Below are 20,817 nucleotides of genomic sequence, written 5' to 3' on the forward strand. Positions count from 1 at the left end.
TGGCGTCGTCACTGCAGCTGGCGCATCAACTCGGCGGCCGCGGATCGGCCGCTGATCAGCGCTCCGTGTACGGTGGCGGGATTGTCGACCCCCACGGCCTCACCGGCCAGGTAGAGCCGATCGCTGATCGGTTCCTGCAGCTGGCGGCGATCGTCGAGACCGGATCCCGGTGCGTGAAAGGAATACGAGCCGAGGGCAAGGGGATCGGTGCTCCAACCCGACGATCGGACCTCGGCGGGGGCGATGTCGTTGCCGAACAGCTGCCGGGCGATCGGTAGCGCGCCAGACATCAACTCACTGGGGGAGCAGGACTCCACGTGCCGGCCACGACGGCCGGCGTTGAAGGCCAGCACAATCGGGCCCGCGGCGGCCGGCAGGGTAAGCCACTGTGACCACATGCTGCCCGGGGGGCCGAGGAACTGGTAGAAGGCGTTGTCCGCATCCCAGGTGCGTCTGTCGAACCGGAAGTAGCTCTTGGACAGGACGCCAAATCCCAACGCGGCTATGGCGCGACGGTGGTCATCGGGCAGGGGAGGATCAAAGGTGATGGCGCCGGATTTCAGGACGCCCAGTGGGGCGGTGACTATTGCCGCGGGCCCCTGGAATGTTCGGTCCGCCGCCCGCACCAACACCGAGTCATCCTTGTGCACAATGGAATCGACCTTCGTGCCGAAGACGATCGGCAGCCCGTCGGCGAGGCGCCGCGGCAATGCGTCGTAGCCGCTGGTGATGACGACCTGTGGCCCGCTCGAATACGTGCCCTGGTCGTAAGTCGTCGCGGAGAGCTGATCCGCGTCGGCGGCGTACTCGTCTTCGATCACGGTGTTGACGTAGTAGGCCAACTCGGCGCGCTCCCGGTCGGACAGGTCGTCCCGGGCGTCCTGATCGTCCAGCGCCGCGGCCAGACTCCCGTCGTCGACATTGCGGCGAGCCTGGGCCACCATCCGCCGCCAGGTGTCGTCGTCGTAGCTGATCGGCGCGAGGCGTGGGTCAACCGCCAGCTTGGCCGGGGTGTCATAGTCGGTTGGCGCAAGCCGTGCCTCGACTTGGCCGGCCAGCTCGAGGAGCGGATTGTCGGTCGTGCCGTGGATCCAGGAGGCGCCCATTTCCAGCGGCACGCCCCAGTCTCGGACGGTATTGACCCGGCCGCCGACCCGATCGCGGGCCTCGATCAGCCGCACCGGCCATCCGGCATCGGCAAGTGCACGCGCGGCGCCCAGACCGGCCATCCCGGCGCCGATGACCAGAATCGACCGCGTATCCGTTTTATCCGCCGGCGTTGCGGGGGCGCTCGGCCGGGCCGCGCGATCCGACGCGCATCCGGCGCCCAACCCGGCAGCGGCGCCGCAGCTCAGGCCCGCTGTCGCCGCCAGGAATTTCCTGCGGGGTACCCGGGACACGTCGTCAGCGTCTCACACTTCACCCGATCGCGGCCGGTCCGCGGCCCGGGGGTCGTTATCGGACCGTGTTCGGGGATTGTGACCGGCGGCACATTGCGCTCATGTAAACTTGCGCCCATCCAGAAGGCGGCAACGGGGCCGCGTTGAAGGGGGAGCGGCGATGAGTGCTCGGAAGGCCACCGACGGCAAGGCGCATACCAAGGCGCCCGCTGCATTGCCGGACGTCCTACCCCCGAGTCGCAGCCTGACCGTCCGCGCGGCGGACGGCACCGCACTGCACACCCAGGTCTTCGGGCCGGCCGATGGCTACCCGATCGTGTTGACGCATGGTTTCGTCTGCTCCATCCGGGCCTGGGCCTACCAGATCGCCGACCTGGCGACCGACTACCGGGTGATTGCTTTCGACCATCGCGGTCACGGGCGCAGCGGCATCCCGCGGCGCGGCGGCTACACCCTCGAACACCTTGCCTCCGACCTGGATTCGGTATTGGATGCGACGTTGGCCCCGCACGAGCGGGCGCTGATCGCCGGACATTCGATGGGCGGCATCGCCATCTCCGCTTGGTCCGAGCGCTACCGGCACAAGGTGCATCGGCGTGCCGACGCCGTCGCATTGATCAACACCGCCACCGGCGACTTGCTGCGCAAGATCAGAATGCTGTCGGTGCCGCGGGAATTGTCGGTGGCTCGAGACTTTGCGGGCCGGGGCCTGATCAACGCGTTCGGCGGGTTTCCGCTCCCGAGCGCAGTCCGGATTCCCACCCAGTACTTGATCGCGATGATGGCGGTCGGGGCCGACGCCCATCCAACCGCGGCACGACTGCTCTACGAACTGTTCGCGCAGACGTCAGCGGCGGGCCGCGGCGGCTGCGCGCGGATGCTGGTCGGCGAGGTCGGATCGCGCCACATCAGTCTGGACGGTTTGACGGTGCCGACGCTGGTGATCGGCAGCGAGCGTGATCGGCTCACGCCGATCAGCCAGGCCCGCAAGATCGCAAGCACTGCGCCCAACGTCTTCGATTTGGTCGAATTGCCGGGCGGGCATTGCTCGATGCTGGAACAGCACCACGAGGTGAACCGGCACTTGCGGGCACTCGTCGATTCGGTCGGCGGCCGCTCCCGGGCCCGCATCAGCTCATAGCAGGGCGGCGACCTCCGCGGCAGCGCGTTGGCCCGACCTGACCGCCCCGTCGAAGTAGCCGGTCCATTCGTCTGCGGTCTCGGTACCGGCCCAGTGAATCGGCCCGACCGGTTTTCGCAATAACTGGCCGTATCTGGTCCACGACCCTGGCGGCACCGCGGCGGTGGGTCCTCCTGGCGCGAATTGTTCTGTGCCCCAGCAGTAATCGACGTAGTCGAGGGGCTCGAGCGCGTCATCTCCGAACAGCGAGGCGAAACAGCGCAGCGTCCGGTCGCGACGCCGGTCGGCAGACAGCGAGTCGAATTCACGGGCATCGACGAAGCCCATCAGAATGCCGGGACCGTCGTCGTGCGGACTGGCATCGAAGGTGATGAAAACGGGGCCCATGTCTGACAACGACTGCCCGGTGAAACCGTTGACGCGCCAAAACGGCGTCGAATACGCCGCGTAGGCCTTGCTCAACCGGCCCTGCGGCCAGTTGTCGGCGAGTTCCTGGTACCCGGTGGGCAGCGGGGGATTGAACTCGATGGCGGCGCGATGCGCGGGCGGAATCGCGACAATGACGAAGCCCGCCTCGGCCTGGCCTTGATCGGAGGTGACGGTCACACCGGCACCGTGTCGGTCGATGCGACGAACGGGTGCGTCCAGCACGACATGGGTGCCCAGTTCGGCCGCGGCCAGTTCGGCGATCTGCTGGGTGCCGCCGGGGATGAGCTCCTGCTGGGCCCCGTTTTCCACATCGAGCAACCGGTCCAGCCCGCCGGCGGCCCGCACGTAGCGGGCCGCGTGCAGCATGGACACGTCGTCGGGCTCGCACCCCCAGGTCACCCGGGCCATGATCGCCATCAGGTCGTGCGAGGACGCAGAAGCGCGAACCGATCTCAACCATTGCCGCAGCGAGACACCGTCGAGGTCGGCGGCCCGGTTCGCAGCCCAGGGAGCCGATATCGGGATGCTGCGGGCGAGCCTCTCGAATTGCCAGCGTAGCCGCGCGATGTCGAGCAGCCCCGTCAGCGAAAGTCTGGGAATGGTGCCGCTGTAGGGGCGGACCCCGCCGCGCCAGCGGATCACGTTCTTGCCGTCGTGGAAGGTCGGAACGGTGGGAACACCCAACTCGGCGGCCAGCGCCAGGACCGCGTCCTGGGTGGGGCCAACGAACGAGCCGCCCATATCCGCCGGCAATCCGGCGATGGAGCCGGTGAAAGAGCGGCCGCCAACGCGATCGCGACCTTCTAGTACCAGCACATCATGACCTTGACGCGCCAGGTCGCGGGCTGCGGCCAGACCGGCAAAGCCGGCGCCCACTATCACCACGTCGACAATCCACGATGGGTTTGTCACGCCCTCCAGTGAACAGCATCTCAGCCAATCCGTACGCTAAATTTCGATTGCCCGAAATTCCGGCGGGCGGCGGCGCTGCCCACATTGTCGACAGGCAGGTGCGTTGAGGGTCTTCACCGCGTTGTACGGATTAGCCGATGCGGCCGAGCGGGCCCGGGAGCTGCGGGACGCAGGTGCGACTGGCGTGGCCACCTTTGAGGGCCCACACGACGTATTCGCTCCACTGACCCTCGCCGCCACGGTAGGCGGCCTGGATCTGATGACCAACGTGGCGATCGCTTTTCCGCGCAATCCGATACACCTGGCCCATCAGGCCTATGACCACCAGCTGCTCAGCGGCGGCCGATTCATCCTGGGCCTTGGCACCCAGGTGCGCGCCCAGATCGAGAATCGGTTCGGCGCCGCGTTCGACCACCCGGTCGCCCGGATGACCGAGCTGATCGCTGCCTTGCGGGCAATCTTTGCTGCCTGGAATTGCGGTGACCGCTTGAACTTTCGCGGACAGTTCTACCGGCACACGCTGATGACACCGACTTTCAACCCCGGCCCAATTCCCTTTGGCCCGCCCCCGATATACGTCGGTGCGCTCGGGCCCAGGCTGACCCGGGCCGTCGCCCAGCATGCCGACGGTCTGCTGGTAATGCCGTTTGGCTCCAAGCGTTTTCTGCATGCCAACACAATGCCGGCGGTGCACGAGGGGTTGCGCGCCGGCGGGCGTCAGGCCGACGAATTCACGATTATTCCGGAGATCATCGTGTCGGCCGGCGACACCGAGGCCGACCGGGAACAGGCCGCCGCGGGCACCCGACGGCTGCTGGCCTTCTACGGGTCTACCCCCGCCTACCGGCCGGTGCTGGCGGCGCACGGCTGGGAAGACCTGCAGCCCGAACTCAACGCGCTGTCCAAGCGGGGGCGCTGGCAGGAAATGGGCGCGCTGATCGACGACACCATGATGCACACCTTGGCGGCCTGCGGCACACCCGCCGACGTTGCGGCGCACATCCGCGATCGGGTGGATGGGATCTCTGACACCGTGTGCCTGTATCAGGCCGCACCCATTGGGCTTTGCACGCTCGCTGCGATCATCGACGAGCTGCGCTGAACCAATTGGGTTGTCTGTCAAGCGCTTCGGGGCCCTGATGGATTCGGGGGCGGGCGCATCGGCTAGGGCAGGCCGTCGCTTCCGTCTTGGCCGAGCAGCAGCCCACCGGAGCCGCCGGCGCCGCGAGTGCCGGTGCTGGTGCCCACGCCGCCGTTGCCGCCGTTGCCGCCGGTGCCGATCAGCACGGCGTTGCCGCCCATGCCACCGGCCCCGCCGCTATCGCCGACGCTCAACGATTCTGCGCCGGAACCGCCGGCCCCGCCGGTACCCAGCAGTATTCCGCCGGTGCCGCCGGCCCCGCCGGAGCCGCCGGTTCCGGCGATACCGAGCCCGCCGAACCCGCCGGCCCCGCCGCAGCCCAGCAAGCCGGCATTGCCGCCGGCACCGCCGGAGCCGCCGCCGTTGGCGACACCGAATCCGCCGAAGCCACCGGCCCCGGCGCTGGAGAACAACAACCCGGCATTCCCGCCGGCCCCGCCGGCACCGCCAGTGTTGCTGCCGAACCCGCCGTCGCCGCCGATCCCGCCGCTGCCGAACAGCAACCCGGCGCTGCCGCCGGCCCCACCGACACCGCCGTCGGCGACGGCGCCCGCCCCGCCCGTTCCGCCGGATCCACCCGGGCCGCTGAGCAGCCCGGAATTGCCGCCGGCCCCGCCGGCGCCACCAGCACCGGTAAGGCCGTAACCGCCGGCCCCACCGTCACCGCCGCCGGCTCCGACCAGCCCGCCCAGCAGCCCGCCGGCTCCGCCAACACCACCGGCCGCGCCGTCCAACGCGCCGAAGCCGCCAGTCCCGCCGATCCCTCCGCCGCCCCACAGCCCGCCGGCGCCGCCGGCCCCGCCGACGCCGCCATCCGCGGTCGATGAGTAGCCGCCGGAACCGCCGGCCCCGCCGGTGCCGGTCAGCCATCCGCCGGCGCCGCCAGCCCCGCCGGCGCCGCCGGTAAGACCACCGCCGATCCCGGCGGAGCCGTTCCCGCCGGACCCGCCGGTGCCCCACATGCCGGCCGCACCGCCGGCCCCGCCATCGGCACCGGTGCTCATCGCGCCGGACCCGCCGGCCCCGCCGTCACCGAACACCCATCCGCCCGCGGTCCCGGCGGCGCCGCTGCCCGCGGCCCCGGGGGTGCCGTTGCCGATCAGCGGGCGCCCGGTGAGGGTCTGGACGGGCGCGTTGACCGCGCCCAGTGCCTGCTGTTGGAAGGTATGCAGTGGCGAGGTGCTGGTTGGCGCGTTGAATCCGTCCAGCCCCAGCAACAGCCCGCTGGTCCCGCCGACCCCCGTCGCGCCGGCCGCCGGGCCGGTCCCGCCGACACCGGCATTGCCGCCGTTGCCGATGAGCACCCCAGTGCCCCCCGCACCACCGTCCCCGCCGGTGGTGGCGCCCTCGCCGCCGGCCCCGCCGGCCCCACCGCCGCCGATCGCCAGGCCGGCCCTGCCGCCGGCCCCGCCGGCACCACCGGCGGCGGCAGCGCCGTACCCGCCGGTCCCGCCGACCCCGCCGTTGGAGTACAGCAGCCCGCCGTTGCCGCCGGCCCCGCCCGCGCCGCCGTCGGAGGAGCCGTACCCGCCGGCACCGCCGACGCCGCCGGCCGAGAACAGCAACCCGGCGTTGCCACCGGCCCCGCCGACCCCGCCGGCGCCGGCAACTCCGCTGCCACCGGCCCCACCGGCCCCGCCCGTGCCGAACAGCGTGCCGGCGTTGCCGCCGGCCCCACCATTGCCCCCGTCCCCGCCGGTACCGACTCCGCCCGTGCCGCCGGCCCCACCCGGGCCACCGAACAGTCCGGCGTTGCCGCCCGCCCCGCCATCGCCCCCGGTCCCACCGGCACCGAACCCGCCGGTCCCGCCATGGCCGCCGCCGGCACCGACCAGCCCGGCCAGCAGCCCGCCGGCGCCACCGGCCCCACCGGTCCCGCCGACCCCGCCGGGGCCGTACCCGCCGGCACCCCCGAGGCCCCCGGCACCCAACAGTCCGCCGGCCCCGCCGGCCCCACCGGCGCCGCCGGTGAAGCCGAACAAGCCGGGCCCGCCGGCCCCGCCGGCCCCGGCGTTACCCGACAACCATCCGCCGGCTCCGCCGACCCCGCCGGCACCTCCGTCGCCCAACGGCGAGCTCCCGCCGGCCCCGCCGGCGCCTCCCGAGCCCAAGAGTCCCGCCGCCCCGCCAGCCCCGCCGACCCCGCCGGTCGGGTTGGCGACGGTGCCCGGTGTGCCCGAGCCGCCGATCCCGCCGTCACCGAGCAACCAGCCGCCATCGCCACCGTTGGCTCCGGTCCCCGGGGCCCCGTTGGCGCCGTTGCCGATCAGCGGGCGCCCCGTGGCCGCCAGCAACGGCGCGTTGACGATGGTCAACAGCTGCTGCAGCGGGCCGGTGTTGGCCGCTTCCGCGGCGGAATAGCCGCTGGCGCTGGCGCTCAGGGCCGCCACGAACTGGTCGGAAAAGACCCCCACCTGGGTACTGAGCTGCTGATAGGCCAGGCCATGGCCGGAAAACTGCGCCGCGATCGCCGCCGACACCTCGTCTTGGGCCGCGGCCACGACCGTTGTTATCCGGGTAGCGGCGGCCGCATTGGCCGCATTAAGGGTCGAATTCAGGCCTGCCAGATCGTTTGCGGCGGCCTGCACCATGCCGGGCACCACGTCAACAAGCGTCATGTCACACCTCCGCTGGGTCGTTACACCCGGGCTGCGGCTCGGATCTCCATCGATACGCTCGGCAAACTGGATCCTACTGCGGATGCGGTGTGAAATACCAGGTTCTTGGCGCTCTGATCGCGTACGCCGGGCGTCGAGCAACGCGCGGTGCGGTCAGGGCGCAACCGTGAGCCAGTCGGAGAATCCCGACGGGTCGTGGCGTCCCAGCGCCCCGTGCTCGTAGAGGCCCCAGCCTTCCACCGGATCCGTGTCGCCGTCACGGCATACCGCGCGGCCCACGTGGTCGATGACGCCGAAGCCGGACCGCGCGATGATCGCCGGATCGGTCATGCCGTAGGTCAGCCGCTCGACGAACTTCTCGCCCTTCCACATGCCGTGCAGCCAGTCCGAATCGCCGCCGTAGCCACCGCCGACATGAATCGGAACCGCCAGCTTGGATTCCACATCGAAGTGCACCGGCGTGCCATCGGGTCTGGTGGCGTCGATGGTTGCCCCGGTCGGGATGCGGGTGCCCGAGCGGTAGTGAATCTTTACCCGCGGCCAGCCCAGCTGTTCGACGCGGCCATCACGCCAGATCCGGGTGCAGTCATTGAGCGAGCGGAATCCGCTGGGCTCCTCTTGAATGATCAGCACGATCGCGAAGTCGTCGAACGCCATGGGGACATACAGCCACCACATGCCCTCAAACGGCGGGTCAGCGGGTCGCCCAGCCGGCTCGGGCTCGCCGACCGGCCGGATGCCCCACGATCGGTCCCGACTACCGATCCAGGTCGCCGGGTCGACGTCGATCTGCTGCCCCTCGACCTGGATTTGGCCGCTCCAGGTGCCCAGCTGGGCGAAGCGCTGCGCATCCAGGGTCACCCGGTTGCCGGACCGCAGCAGATGCGGCTGCTCCGCAACGACGTCGAACAACCCCTCCCAGGTGAGATCGGCTGACACGCCTTCGGTTTCGTCCAGCACCAGGCGCAGCTTGCGCAGCGGCTCTATCACGTCGATCCGGTAGCCGTTGACATGCTGGTGCAGCCGGTCCTGATCGATCGCGTCCGAAAGGTGCACCGCGGTTTGGGTATCCCCGCGCCTGATCAGCAGGAACGCGTCCTTGACGCCGAGGTTGGGGTAGTAGCCGATACCGCTGATCACAAAGATGTTTCCGGTGCGGTCATGGGCGTTGAAGTAGGAGCGGTCGTAGAAATTGCGGTCGGAGGAGCCGGGCCAGGCGATCGGTTGGGGAAGTTGATGTACCGGGTACTCGTCGAGGGGGCCAAGTGGTTGCGGCATCAGCGCTCATCTCCGATCAGACGTTTCATCAATCCAGCGTGGTAGAAAAGTGATTCGACATCGTCGGGCTTTTCCACTTCACCGAAATGCACCCGACGCGCCCCGGTGCGCATGAAGACGCAGGCCCACATGACTCCGGAATAGACGTAAAACCAGTGCAGGTCACCAAGTTGGGTACCGGTGAGTCGCTGGTAGGTGCGGCGTACGTCGTCCTCGCGCATCACCGTGGGTAGCCCGGGCAACGTCGCCAATCCGGCAAGTTCTTCAAAAACCATGTGCGCAAATATCATCCACGCGACATCGAGTTCGCGGGGTCCCAACGTGACCATCTCCCAGTCCAGTACCGCCACGGGCCGAAAGTCGCGGTACAAGACGTTGCCCACCCGGGCGTCGCCCCAAAGCAGCACCGGTTCGCGTGCGGCCACCTCGCTGGGCCAGTGCTCTTGCAGCCACTGGAAGGTCCGCTCTATCAGCGCGGATTTGCCGATGCCAGGTACCGCGAAGTCGTACCACGAGCGCACCCAGTCGAAATGCCTGCGCAGCGCGGTGTCACCGGACGGACCGTCGGACAGGAAGCCAAATGTGTCTTGCGGGTTCGGTATTGAATGCAGCATGGCCAACAGTCCGACGGTGGCGTCCTGTAGCTCACGCTGCCGTTCGGCCGGCGCATCGGCGAACCAGTTGTTGCCGAACGTGTAGGGCATCACGTCGGGCGGTACCAGGCCCTCGACGTAGTCCATCAGAAAAAACGGCGTCCCCAGCACTTCTCCGGTGGGTTCCATCCAGCGCACTCGGGGCACCGGGACGTCGCTGAGTTCACCCACCAGCTTGATGACTTCGAATTGGTGGTCGAGTCGATAGCTGGGGAACACGGGCACGTCGCCGGCGGCCGGCGCCACCCGGGCCACCAGCTTCTGCTGCACCGGCCGGTGATCCTCGTGCCAACGTGCGGTCAAGATGATCGTTTCCGAAGACATCCCCGTCGAGTCGACACCGCTTTCCACGGTCACCTCGGGTGCCGCGTTGCCGGGCAGCACGCCCGCCAGCCACCGTGCCATCACTGCCGGCAAAGTCGTCATGTCGCGGCTGGAGCGCTGTAGGTGGGCTACATCTTCGACCGGCGTTTCATTGGCCACAGCTGCTTCCTTCAAGAGGCAATTACGATACGGTAGGTAGCGTTATGAAAGCAGACCCCTCTTCCCTTGACAAGGCCCCCGGCGCCGGGCGGCCGCGGGATCCCCGCATCGACTTTGCCATTTTGAGCGCGACCATGGAACTGCTTGTGCAAATCGGCTATTCCAACCTCAGCCTGGCTGCTGTCGCGGAGCGGGCGGGCACCACCAAGTCTGCGTTGTACCGGCGGTGGTCGAGCAAGGCCGAGCTGGTCCATGAGGCCGCGTTTCCGGTGACGCCCAGCGCGCTGTCGGCTCCGGCCGGCGACTTCGCCGGGGATATCAGGATGATGGTCGCGGCGACGCGCGATGTCTTCACCACCCCGGTGGTTCGAGCCGCATTGCCGGGGCTGGTCGCCGACATGACCGCGGACGCCGACCTCAACGCCCGGGTGCTGTCGCGTTTCACCGAGTTGTTCGCCACGGTGCGTATCCGGCTGCAGGAGGCCGTCGACCGTGGCGAGGCGCATCCCGACGTGGATCCGAACCGGATGATCGAATTGATCGGGGGAGCCACGATGCTGCGGGTGCTGCTGTACCCGGACCAGATGCTCGACGAGGCGTGGGTGGATCAGACCACCGCGATACTCGTGCATGGTGTGACCCGGTGACGGGTGCGCTCGCCGGGCGGGCGGCCATCGTCACCGGCGCCAGCCGTGGGCTGGGGCGCGCCATTGCGCTTGCCTTGGCCGCCGAAGGGGCCGCCGTTGTCGTGGCCGGGCGTACCGAGCAGGTGTGGGACAGCCGCTTGCCCGGAACCATCGGTGACACCGTCGCCCAGATCGAGGCGGCAGGGGGACGTGCGGTGGCGGTGCGCGCCGATCTGACCGACCGCGACGACGTCGCGGCGCTGGTGACGGCGGCGCGGGACAGCCTGGGCCCCATCACAATTCTGGTGAACAACGCCGCGTTCACCGCCCCCGGACGGCCACCGGTGCCCGGTGCGGCACCGCGCGCCAAATCCAGCAGAGCCGCGGTCGGCAAGCCGGGCTGGCCCGGATTCGTCAGCGTCCCGTTGGCGGCGTACCGCCGGCACTTCGAGACTTCGGTTTTTGCCGCATACGAGTTGATGCAACTGAGCTGCCCCGACATGATCGCGGCCGGGGCCGGCTCGATCATCAACATCACTTCGGTGGCATCCCGGCTACCCGGCGACGGGCCCTATCCCGACCGCAGCGGCGGCGTCCTGCCCGGATACGGCGGCTCCAAAGCCGCGCTCGAACACCTGACCCAATGTGCGGCTTTCGATCTCGCCGACCACCACATCGCGGTGAACGCGCTGGCGCCTTCGAAGCCGATTCCGACCCCGGGGCTGTCCTATTACGCACGCGAATTCGATGACACCGCTTCGGCGGAGGAATTCGCGCGAGCGGCCGTGGTGCTGGCGTCGGTGGATGCCGACCTGGTCACCGGGCGCACCATCGGCCATCACGAAGTCCTCGACGGTAGCTTTCGGGCGTTCGGGCGCGACTAGCGCCCAGGGCGCCGAGGCGGCCAGCGATAGTGTGCGTGTTCCTGGCGGCGCGGACTCCTGACGTGCAACTATGAACAAAGACCATGCCGCAGATGGCGGCAGGCAGGTGTGTGCCGATGCCCGGAATTGACAAGCCGACGGGACGCGTTGTTGCGCTGATCGTGTTGCTGATTCTGGTTGCCGCTGCCCTGCGCGGCTATCTCCCGGACGACGATGGCACCTCGCACACCGAACCGGCCACCAGCCGTCCGGCGCTGGTATTCGTCATAGCGGTCTTGAGCGGCAGTGTCGCCTTGATGGCATTCGCCATCATTGCGCGGCTGCGGGATCCGCGCGCAGTGGTGCCCAGCGCGGGGGACCTCGCCCAAATGCTTGGCGGCGGACACCGACGAACCAGTTGGCGGGTGTTGCTGATCGGACTAGCGGTGATTGCCGCCTATCTACTGCTCACGCTGCTGCTGTCGCGCCTGTTTACCCCGGACGAAGTCGTGCAGTCGGCGCCCGTTTCCGATCCCGGCGTGCCGGCGCCGACCGGCGACGGTGCGCCCAGGCCGCAACACCCACAACAGCCTTCCGACGACAACATCAATACCCTCGAAATTCTGCTCGCAGCAACAGCCCCGTTGCTCATGACCATCCTGGCTGCGGTGGCGGTTCTGTGGCGGCGCCGATGGCGTGCCGAGACCTCCAATACCCACACCGACGTTGCCGGCGAATCCCCGGACCCGCCGCAACGTTCGCAGCTGCTGGTGCGGGCGGCCAAAGTCGGACTGGCCGAGATGGCCGACCTCGAGCGCGATCCACGCGAGGCGATCATCGCCTGCTATGCGGCCATGGAACGCGAACTGGCCAATGTCCCCGCGGCCGCGCCGCAGGACTTCGACACCCCAACCGAGGTGTTGGCGCGCGCAGTGCAACATCATGCGCTGCAGGCCGATAACGCCGTACAGCTGGTGAACCTGTTCGCTGAAGCGCGGTTCAGCACGCATGTCATGAACGAGGGCCACCGCGAGCTGGCGGTGCGCGTTCTGCGGCTAGTGCTCGACGAACTCGCGGCGCCCGTGGGTGCCTCGACCGGCCGAGGCGATGAAATGTGAAAAGGCTTATTGTGCTGGGCGTTTTGCTCATTGTCGCGGTGGAGTTGCTGACGCTGGCCGTGCGTGACCACCGACTGGTCCTGGCGGCATCGGGGGTGGCCGTCGCCCTGGTGCTGCTCAACATTCGTCGAGTGGTAGGGCACGCAATGGCGCCGCCGGCCGAGACGGACCCCGATGACGTGGGCGACGGACTGCGTCGCTGGCTGTCGGGTACCGAGACCACGATCCGTAGGTCGGAATCCACCCGGGCGGACTGGGACCGGCATTTGCGTCCGATGCTGGCGCGACGATACGAAATCGCGACCGGGCAGCGGCAAGCCAAAGATCCGGCGGCATTTCACGCCACCGGGCGCATGCTGTTCGGGGAGGACCTGTGGGAGTGGGTCAATCCGAACAATGTCGCGCGCACCGGGGATCGCCAGCCCGGTCCCGGCCGTGCGACCCTCGAAGCGATACTGCAGCGGTTGGAGCAGGTGTGACAGGCCCTTGGCATCGGGAGTTGAAGCGGGAGCGGATGTGAGCCGAACATGACCATGCCGGCCGCGCTGACGACCGCTGCCTGCGAGGCGGTGATCGACGAGATCGAACGCGTCGTGGTCGGCAAACGCGCGGCACTGACCCTGATACTCACCGCGGTACTGGCTCGGGGCCACGTTCTCATCGAAGACCTCCCCGGCCTGGGTAAGACGTTGATCGCGCGCTCGTTTGCCGCCGCGTTGGGGCTGGAGTTCAAACGGGTGCAGTTCACTCCCGATCTGCTGCCGGCAGACCTGCTCGGCTCCACCATCTACGACATGCAATCGGGTCGCTTCGAGTTTCGGGCGGGGCCGATCTTCACCAACCTGCTGATGGCCGACGAGATCAATCGCACGCCGCCCAAGACCCAGGCAGCGCTGCTGGAGGCGATGGCCGAAGGACAGGTCAGTATCGACGGCCAAACGCACAAGTTGCCCATGCCGTTCATCGTGTTGGCCACGGACAACCCGATCGAGTACGAGGGCACCTATCCACTGCCGGAGGCGCAGCTGGACCGGTTCGCCATCCGGCTCGAACTGCGCTACCTCTCCGAACAGGATGAGACGGCGATGCTGCGGCGCCGGCTCGAACGCGGGTCAGCCGAGGCGACGGTGAACCAGGTGGTGGACCTGCACGACCTGTTGGCCATGCGGGAATCGGTCGAGCAGGTGACCGTTCACGACGATGTCTTGCACTACGTGGTGTCGCTGGCCACCGCGACCCGCAACCATCCGCAGGTCGCCGTCGGTGCCAGCCCTCGGGCCGAACTCGACCTGGTCCAGCTCTCCCGTGCCCGGGCGCTGCTACTCGGGCGCGACTATGTGATCCCCGAAGACGTCAAAGCGCTTGCTACCGCGTCAATCGCGCACCGGATCACCTTGCGTCCGGAGATGTGGGTGCGCAAGATCCAGGGAGCCGATGTCATCGCAGAACTGTTGCGGCGCTTGCCCGTTCCGCGCACCAATGCGGGAAGCCGATGAGCGACGGCGCGATGTGATCCAAACTCGTGATGTCGAGTTGCGCTGGCGTGCTTCGCCACTGACGCTGTCCGTCGCCACGTGCGCCGGAGTGGCCCTGGCCGCCGCCGTCATTGCCGGCCGGTGGCAACTGATCGCGTTCGCGGCGCCACTGCTCGGCGTGCTGTGCTCGATCTACTGGCAGCGGCCGGTCCCGACCGTTCATGTGCACGCCGAGCCCGATCTGCAGCGTTGCTTTGAAGACGAGCGGGTGAGCGTGAAGGTTTGGGCAACAGTGGATTCGGCGGCCGGGGAGGGGAGCGAGGCGGTCCTGGTCACCGTCCGGGCGCCGGCCGGCATGCAGCTCGACATCGACGAGTCGAGTTCACGCCAGGCAAAAAGCGTTGAGGTGGTGACACAGCGGTGGGGCCGCTATCCCATCGAGGCGCGCGTCGATGTCGTCGCGCGCGGCGGGCTGTTGATGGGCGATGGGACGGTCGAGGCCGCCCAGGTGGTCGTCTTTCCGCTCACACCGCCGCAGCCGACGGCCATTCCACAGACCGAGCTGCTCGACCGGTTGGGTGCCCACCTCACCCGGTACATCGGCCCAGGCGTCGAATACGCCGACATTCGCCCCTACGTTCCGGGGGACCAGCTGCGGGCGGTGAACTGGGCGGTCAGCGCGCGGCGCGGACGTTTGCATGTGACGCAGCGGTTGACCGACCGTGCCGCCGACGTCATCGTGCTGATCGACACTTACCGGCAGCCGCCGGGCCCGGCCAGCGAAGCCACCGAGCGAGTAGCGCGCGGGGCGGCTCAGGTGGTTCAGACCGCCCTGCGCAATGGTGATCGGGCCGGGATCATCGCGCTGGGCGGCAATCGCCCGCGGTGGATGGGAGCCGACATCGGCCAACGCCAGTTCTATCGGGTGCTCGACACCGTGCTCGGTAGCGGCGACCGGTTCGAGAAGACGACCGGGACACTCGCTCCGCGTGCCGCCGTTCCGGCCGGGGCCATTGTCATCGCGTTCTCCACGTTGCTGGACACCGAATTCGCGCTGGCGCTGATCGACTTGCGTAAGCGGGGCCATGTCGTGGTTGCCGTGGACGTACTCGACAGCGCTCCTTTCGAGGGGGAGCAGGACCCGCTCGTGGTCCGGATGTGGGCGCTGCAGCGTGCCGGGATGTATCGGGACATGGCAACGGTGGGCGTCGACGTACTCGACTGGCCGGGAAACCGCGCACTCGAGCAGTCGATGGCGGCGTTGCCCGATCGCCGCCGTCGGATCCGCGGACGGCTGCGGGGGAGCGCCTGACATGGGATCGGTGGCCGGAACCGGCAGTCGAGTCCTTTGCCCGGTATTCGGGCTGCTGATGGTGGGCGCCGCCGGTGCCGGAGCTCACGGGCCGGTAATCGTCGCTCTGGCCGGAGCCGTCATTGCCTTGGTAGCGGGAATCTTGGTGCGTGCGGCGGCAACGGTTGCGGTATTGCTGACGGTGCTGGCGCTGGTGTTGTCGGCGCCGTCGCAATTGCTTGCCGCACTGTGTGGCCTTTGCGCCGTGGCCTACCTGGTGAGCCGGCACGCGGCCGGGGCTCCCGCCGGCGTCGCGATGGCTACCTGGCCGACTATCGTTGCCGCCCTTGGATTTGCGTTCGCAGGCCTGGCGGCCACCGCATTTCCGCTGCAGGTGCCGTGGTTGCCATTGGCGGCGCCGTTGGCGGTGCTGGCAATCTATGTATTGGCCACCCGTCCGTTTCTGCACTGAACGTTTTTGCGGCGCCGGCGAGGATGGCGGGCCGGCGCGGACCGGCGTATTTCCGGCACGTAAAAGAAATTTCGCGAAACCCCGGATATCGGACTCCGATTTTCCTAGAGTCCTGTTCTACAGGCTGGGTCCAGGGGCCGACCGTCTGAGCAGGGCCAGATATGGACGTGTCCGGGTGCGGGGCCGCGGTCTGTAGCGACTTCGAGAAAGGGATGGGCTGATGAGCTTTGCGGTGTTGCCTCCGGAGATCAATTCATTGCGAATCTTCGCTGGCGCGGGGTCCGCGCCGATGTTGGAGGCAGCGGTGGCCTGGGATGGGCTGTCGGCAGAGTTGGGGACGGCGGCGGAGTCGTTCGCATCGGTGACCTCGGGATTGACGGGTCAGGCGTGGCAGGGCGCGGCGGCGAAGGCGATGGCGGCGGTCGCGGCGCCCTACTCGAGTTGGTTGAGTGCGGCAGCGGCCCGGGCGGCGGGGGCGGCCGGGCAGGCCAAGATGGTGGCGTCTGCGTTTGAGGCGGCGCGGTCGGCGATGGTGCATCCGCTGGCGGTGGCGGCCAATCGCAACGTGTTTGTGCAGTTGGTGATGTCGAATCTGTTCGGTCAGAACGCGCCGGCGATCGCGGCGACCGAAGGCACGTATGAGGAGATGTGGGCCGCGGACGTGGCCGCGATGGTCGGGTATCACGGTGGCGCCTCGGCTGCCGCGGCGGGGCTGCCGTCGTGGCAGCAGGCGTTGTCGGGGTTGCCCGGCATAGGTCAAGCGGCGGCGGCGCCCGCGGCAGCGTTGTTCAACTTGCCTACCGTCAACACTGGCCTGGGCAACTCGGGCCAGTGGAATCTCGGCGGCGGAAACAACGGCTCGTTCAACCTGGGCAGCGGAAACTTCGGAAATCTGAACCTGGGCGGCGGCAACATCGGCAACCTCAACCTCGGTGGTGGGAACTTTGGTTTCGCCAACCTGGGCAATGGCAACATCGGCAATACCAACTTCGGTAGCGGCAACAACGGCAACCTCAACTTCGGCGGCGGAAACTTGGGGAACGGAAACTTCGGTCTCGGCAACCTTGGGAGCGGAAACTTCGGCAACGCCAACGGCATGGACCCCGTGTCGTTCAGCACCGGGAACAACATCGGTGACGCAAACCTCGGTGCCTTCAACCTCGGCAGCGCCAACATCGGTTTGTCCAACATCGGGTTGGCGAATATCGGAAATAACAACTTCGGATTCGGCAACGTGGGTAACAACAACATCGGTTTCGGTCTCACCGGAGATAACCAGGTCGGCATCGGTTCGTTGAACGCGGGCACCGGGAATTTCGGTTTCGGCAACTCCGGTGACAACAACATCGGATTCTTCAACTCCGGCAGCGGCAACGTCGGGGTGTTCAACTCCGGGGACGGCAACACCGGTTTTGGCAACTCCGGCGGCGTGAACTCCGGCTTCTGGAATTCAGGCGGGCTCAACACCGGTTTCGGTAACGCGGGCGCCAACAACCTCGGTTTCAGCAACGCGGGCTCCAGCAATGTGGGTGATAGCAATGCCGGTGGTTCAAACATGGGCTCCGGTAACGCCGGCTACAGCAACACCGGTTTCTTCAATTCCGGGGGCTCAGCCACGTTCATCGGTGGGAACACGGGATTCTTCAACTCGGGTGACCTCAACACTGGCGGCGGCAACGCCGGCAGCGTCAACACCGGCTTCCTCAACTCGGGTGACTTCAACACCACCGTGGGCAGCGCCGACACCCCAGCCGGTGCCACCCAGTCAGGCTTCGGGAATACCGGCGACAACGTGTCCGGCTTCAACAACACCAACGATGCGACGTTCGGCGGCGGCGTATCCGGCTTCCAGAACATGAACACGGGCTTCTTCAGCGTCGGCTCGGGCTTCGGGAACACAGGTGAGTATCAGGTCGGCTTCAACAATGCCGGGACCGGATTCAACACCGGAGTCGGGAATACCGGCTCGTTCAACACGGGCTTCAATGTGACGGGTTCGGGTAGTTCGGGCTTCGGGCACTCCGGCGACGGCAGCTCCGGTCTTGCCAACTCGGGTGATAGCTCATCAGGAGCGTTCAACGAAACCGACAACACGGCGGGCTTCTTCGGGCAGTCCTAGGGGCTCCCGTATCGGAAGATCCGTCCGGCGGCTCCGCGCCAGCCATTGGTCACGCCTGGTGGCGCCCAGCAATCTGCGCTGCCTAGTCGGTTGCTCATGAGGCGCGTGCCCGTGCACACGGTCGAAGCGGGCGCTGTTCACGTCGCCCACCGTCAACGCCGGCTGGGCAAACACTGGCGAATGGAACTTCGGCGGCGAAAGCATCGGCCCTTGAATTTTATTGGTTCACTGAACACCGGCGGCAGAAATATGGGTTCGGCAACCCTGGGAACAGCAATATTGGAGTTTCAACTCCGGAGACCAAATGTGGGCTTTTCCAATCCGGGAGATGGCCACCCAGTTTGCCGCAACGGTGGCGCGGAGAATGCGGGCCATGACAATTCCGGCGATTACAACGCGGGTTCTAAAAGCGCAGGAAACCGCAATGTCGGGGATTTCCACTCAGCTAGCGTGGGTCTCGGGAAGCCCGCACTGGTGAAGCTGCAGTACCCATGCCCATGCCCATGCCCATGCCCATGCCCATGTCGCTTGGTGCCGCGGTGAGGGTGGCGGGGCGGTTTGGTAGGAGCCGGTGCACCGACGGCCACCGCCACAACGTCGGGCCGGCCATGCGGGCTGGGATATTTCGGGGGCCGTGCCAATGCGCGCGAGAAATTGAAATGGCATTCTGGAATTGTGTGCACGATCGGCAGCCGGATTCCAGCGATTTCTCGTGCAATTGCCCAGAAACCGACGGAATTTGACAGAACCGCTGGCAAAGCGGCAAGTTTTGCCTACAGTCTATTGCTACTGGTCGAGCGGAGCGCATGGCCACGCGTCATGGCAAACCGCCGCGGACTGACGCTTGGTGTGGTTCACGGAAGGACTGAGTGATGAGCTTCTTGCTGCTGCCGCCGGAGATCAATTCGGTGCGGATGTTTGCCGGTGCTGGGGCTGCGCCGATGCTGGATGCCGCGGTGGCCTGGGGTGGGCTGGCTGAGGAATTGGGGACCGCGGCGCGGTCGTTTGAGTCGGTGACTTCGGGGCTGGCGGGTCAGGTCTGGCAGGGTGCGGCGGCCGCGGCGATGGCGGCTGCGGCGGCGCCCTATACGGGTTGGTTGAGCGCGGCGGCGGCGCGTGCGGTGGGGGCTTCGGCCCAGGCCAGGGCGGTTGCCGAGGTTTTTGAGGCGGCGCGCTCGGCGATGGTGCATCCGGTGGCGGTGTCGGCCAATCGCAATGTGTTTGTGCAGTTGGTGATGTCGAATCTGTTTGGGCAGAATGCGCCGGCGATCGCTGCGACCGAAGGCGCCTATGAGCAGATGTGGGCCGCGGATGTGGCGGCGATGGTGGGCTATCACGGTGGGGCGTCGGCGGCAGCGGCAGCATTGCCGTCCTGGGAGGCGGGGCTACAGCAATGGATCTCGGGCCTACCGGGGGTAGGTCAGCTACAGGCCGCCGCATCGGCAATTCCCGCTTTCAACCTGGGGCTGGGCAATATTGGCGACTTCAACCTGGGCAACGGCAACACCGGGGATAACAACCTGGGCAGCGGCAACATCGGCAACCTCAACCTCGGGAGCGGAAACACCGGCGGCTCCAACGTCGGCAGTGGCAACTACGGCGACGGAAACCTGGGCAGCGGCAACTACGGCAATTCGAATCTGGGTAGCGGAAACGGGGTGCTCTCATCGGTCGGCAGTGACAGTAATGTCGGCAGTGGCAACCTCGGCAGTCACAACTTCGGCAACGGTAATACCGGCAGCAGTAACATCGGCAGCGGAAATATCGGCGACACCAACCGCGGCTTTGCCAACCTTGGCAGCAACAACTTTGGCTTCGCCAATCTCGGAGATGGCAACGTGGGGTTTGCCAACACCGGTAACAACAACATTGGCTTTGGGCTCACCGGCGACAACCAGATGGGCATTGGCGCGTTGAACACCGGACTCGCCAACACGGGTTTTGGCAACTCGGGAAGCAACAACATCGGGTTCTTCAACTCTGGTGATCACAACGTGGGCTTCTTCAACTCGGGCAACGGTAACTACGGCTTCTTGAACTCCGGTGATACCAACACGGGATTCGAAAATTCCGGCAGCGTCAATACGGGCGTTCAGAACGCTGGTGCCGCCAACTTCGGCGCCTGGAACGCGGGAGGCGGCAATTTCGGTTTCGGCAACGGTGGCGGCGGCAACTTCGGCTTCGGAAACTCGGGCCTGTCGAACACCGGCAGCTTCAACGCTGGCGACGTCAACACCGGTGACTTCAACTCGGGCAGCACCAACACCGGATGGGGGAATTCGGGGGACATCAATACCGGTCTGCTCAATTCGGGCAACCTGAACACGTCCATCGCGAGTTCCGCCACCCAGGCTGGCCCGAACTCGGGCTTCGGCAATACCGGTACCGGACTCTCCGGCTTCAACAACTCCGGTGTCGATACCTCCGGTATCCAAAACGCCCAGTACGAAACCACCAAGACGCTTCCGCCGCCGGCGCCGCCGTTCCCCATTCATTTCAACCAGGGGACATCGGGCTTTTTCAACATGGGCCCCGGCACCGCGGGCATCGGTAACTCCGGGGGCGGCCTCAACAGGGGGCTGTTCAACAACGGCTTTCTGAACATCGGTATCGCAAACTCCGGTGACAACGGTTTTGTGTACGTGGCGCCGTTATTCACCATTTCGTTCACCTCGGGCGTCTTCAGCTCAGGAGCCTTCACTTCGGGCTTCTTCAACACCATGGACAACCAGTCGGGGTTTTTCCACCTCTAGCCCGCTGGTAGGGGCGGTTACCCCCGTGAGTCGCCAGCCGGGTCA

At 67.2% G+C, this 20,817-nt stretch carries 16 protein-coding genes; 11 read left to right on the plus strand and 5 right to left on the minus strand.

From position 1 onward, the window contains the following. Positions 1–8: 8 nt before the first annotated feature. The gene (locus CCUG20998_RS06745) at positions 9–1,400 is read right to left on the minus strand and encodes a flavin monoamine oxidase family protein (protein ID WP_020732212.1); all 1,392 of its coding nucleotides are present in this window, start codon (positions 1,398–1,400) and stop codon (positions 9–11) included. Positions 1,401–1,560: 160 nt separating this feature from the next. On the opposite strand from CCUG20998_RS06745, the gene CCUG20998_RS06750 reads away from it, so the two are divergent. Beyond that, entirely contained in the window at positions 1,561–2,541 is a 981-nt protein-coding gene (locus CCUG20998_RS06750) for an alpha/beta fold hydrolase (RefSeq protein WP_020732213.1), read from the plus strand. Here the strand turns inward: CCUG20998_RS06750 and CCUG20998_RS06755 are convergent. Next, positions 2,536–3,882, minus strand: a complete 1,347-nt coding sequence (locus CCUG20998_RS06755) for a flavin monoamine oxidase family protein (protein ID WP_020732214.1) — start codon at positions 3,880–3,882, stop codon at positions 2,536–2,538. The genes CCUG20998_RS06750 and CCUG20998_RS06755 overlap by 6 nt on opposite strands. 103 nt (positions 3,883–3,985) lie before the next feature. On the opposite strand from CCUG20998_RS06755, the gene CCUG20998_RS06760 reads away from it, so the two are divergent. Continuing rightward, a complete protein-coding gene (locus CCUG20998_RS06760) occupies positions 3,986–4,984 on the plus strand; it encodes a TIGR03617 family F420-dependent LLM class oxidoreductase (RefSeq protein ID WP_020732215.1) in 999 nt (332 codons plus the stop codon). 62 nt (positions 4,985–5,046) lie between these two features. On the opposite strand, the gene CCUG20998_RS06765 is transcribed toward CCUG20998_RS06760, so the two are convergent. The 3 genes from CCUG20998_RS06765 to CCUG20998_RS06775 form a co-directional block, all read right to left on the minus strand. Next, positions 5,047–7,641, minus strand: a complete 2,595-nt coding sequence (locus tag CCUG20998_RS06765; protein ID WP_038579065.1) for a PE family protein — start codon at positions 7,639–7,641, stop codon at positions 5,047–5,049. A 153-nt stretch (positions 7,642–7,794) separates the two neighbouring features. After that, positions 7,795–8,919, minus strand: a complete 1,125-nt coding sequence (locus CCUG20998_RS06770; RefSeq protein ID WP_020732217.1) for an Rv3169 family protein — start codon at positions 8,917–8,919, stop codon at positions 7,795–7,797. Continuing rightward, a complete protein-coding gene (locus CCUG20998_RS06775) occupies positions 8,919–9,998 on the minus strand; it encodes a phosphotransferase family protein (protein ID WP_373145738.1) in 1,080 nt (359 codons plus the stop codon). The genes CCUG20998_RS06770 and CCUG20998_RS06775 overlap by 1 nt, the downstream gene beginning before the upstream one ends. Before the next feature lie 101 nt (positions 9,999–10,099). Between CCUG20998_RS06775 and CCUG20998_RS06780 the strand changes: the two genes are divergently transcribed. The 9 genes from CCUG20998_RS06780 to CCUG20998_RS06820 all read left to right on the plus strand — a co-directional run bounded on the left by CCUG20998_RS06780 (position 10,100) and on the right by CCUG20998_RS06820 (position 20,772). After that, on the plus strand, positions 10,100–10,702 hold the full coding sequence (locus CCUG20998_RS06780; RefSeq protein ID WP_012393258.1) for a TetR/AcrR family transcriptional regulator: 603 nt from the start codon (positions 10,100–10,102) through the stop codon (positions 10,700–10,702). After that, positions 10,699–11,565 (plus strand): SDR family NAD(P)-dependent oxidoreductase, encoded by an 867-nt coding sequence (locus tag CCUG20998_RS06785; RefSeq protein WP_020727197.1) that lies wholly within the window; start codon positions 10,699–10,701, stop codon positions 11,563–11,565. Before CCUG20998_RS06780 ends, CCUG20998_RS06785 begins: the two co-directional genes overlap by 4 nt. Before the next feature lie 116 nt (positions 11,566–11,681). After that, positions 11,682–12,662, plus strand: a complete 981-nt coding sequence (locus CCUG20998_RS06790; protein WP_020732219.1) for a DUF4129 domain-containing protein — start codon at positions 11,682–11,684, stop codon at positions 12,660–12,662. Beyond that, positions 12,659–13,141, plus strand: a complete 483-nt coding sequence (locus CCUG20998_RS06795) for a hypothetical protein (RefSeq protein ID WP_036457415.1) — start codon at positions 12,659–12,661, stop codon at positions 13,139–13,141. Before CCUG20998_RS06790 ends, CCUG20998_RS06795 begins: the two co-directional genes overlap by 4 nt. A 48-nt stretch (positions 13,142–13,189) precedes the next feature. Next, positions 13,190–14,158 carry an AAA family ATPase gene (locus CCUG20998_RS06800; protein ID WP_020732221.1) on the plus strand — a complete coding sequence of 323 codons (969 nt, stop codon included), beginning with the start codon at positions 13,190–13,192 and terminating at the stop codon, positions 14,156–14,158. Positions 14,159–14,171: 13 nt separating this feature from the next. Further along, positions 14,172–15,449, plus strand: a complete 1,278-nt coding sequence (locus CCUG20998_RS06805) for a DUF58 domain-containing protein (protein ID WP_020732222.1) — start codon at positions 14,172–14,174, stop codon at positions 15,447–15,449. A gap of 1 nt (position 15,450) precedes the next feature. Next, positions 15,451–15,900 carry a hypothetical protein gene (locus tag CCUG20998_RS06810; RefSeq protein ID WP_020732223.1) on the plus strand — a complete coding sequence of 150 codons (450 nt, stop codon included), beginning with the start codon at positions 15,451–15,453 and terminating at the stop codon, positions 15,898–15,900. 220 nt (positions 15,901–16,120) lie between these two features. Further along, positions 16,121–18,019: a PPE family protein gene (locus CCUG20998_RS06815; RefSeq protein ID WP_038579071.1), complete on the plus strand. Its 1,899-nt coding sequence runs from the start codon at positions 16,121–16,123 to the stop codon at positions 18,017–18,019. An 872-nt stretch (positions 18,020–18,891) separates the two neighbouring features. Continuing rightward, on the plus strand, positions 18,892–20,772 hold the full coding sequence (locus tag CCUG20998_RS06820) for a PPE family protein (RefSeq protein ID WP_036457418.1): 1,881 nt from the start codon (positions 18,892–18,894) through the stop codon (positions 20,770–20,772). Positions 20,773–20,817 lie beyond the last annotated feature (45 nt).

This window comes from Mycobacterium marinum, assembly GCF_003391395.1.
In the GTDB taxonomy this organism is placed as follows: domain Bacteria; phylum Actinomycetota; class Actinomycetes; order Mycobacteriales; family Mycobacteriaceae; genus Mycobacterium; species Mycobacterium marinum.

Excerpts from the sequence above, each read along its gene's own strand:
- CCUG20998_RS06815 (WP_038579071.1), top strand. The coding sequence starts at position 16,121 with ATGAGCTTTGCGGTGTTGCCTCCGGAGATCAATTCATTGCGAATCTTC.
- CCUG20998_RS06750 (WP_020732213.1), top strand. The coding sequence starts at position 1,561 with ATGAGTGCTCGGAAGGCCACCGACGGCAAGGCGCATACCAAGGCGCCC.
- CCUG20998_RS06790 (WP_020732219.1), top strand. The coding sequence starts at position 11,682 with ATGCCCGGAATTGACAAGCCGACGGGACGCGTTGTTGCGCTGATCGTG.
- CCUG20998_RS06800 (WP_020732221.1), top strand. The coding sequence starts at position 13,190 with ATGACCATGCCGGCCGCGCTGACGACCGCTGCCTGCGAGGCGGTGATC.
- CCUG20998_RS06780 (WP_012393258.1), top strand. The coding sequence starts at position 10,100 with ATGAAAGCAGACCCCTCTTCCCTTGACAAGGCCCCCGGCGCCGGGCGG.
- CCUG20998_RS06765 (WP_038579065.1), bottom strand. The coding sequence starts at position 7,641 with ATGACGCTTGTTGACGTGGTGCCCGGCATGGTGCAGGCCGCCGCAAAC.
- CCUG20998_RS06810 (WP_020732223.1), top strand. The coding sequence starts at position 15,451 with ATGGGATCGGTGGCCGGAACCGGCAGTCGAGTCCTTTGCCCGGTATTC.
- CCUG20998_RS06820 (WP_036457418.1), top strand. The coding sequence starts at position 18,892 with ATGAGCTTCTTGCTGCTGCCGCCGGAGATCAATTCGGTGCGGATGTTT.
- CCUG20998_RS06770 (WP_020732217.1), bottom strand. The coding sequence starts at position 8,919 with ATGCCGCAACCACTTGGCCCCCTCGACGAGTACCCGGTACATCAACTT.
- CCUG20998_RS06775 (WP_373145738.1), bottom strand. The coding sequence starts at position 9,998 with ATGACGACTTTGCCGGCAGTGATGGCACGGTGGCTGGCGGGCGTGCTG.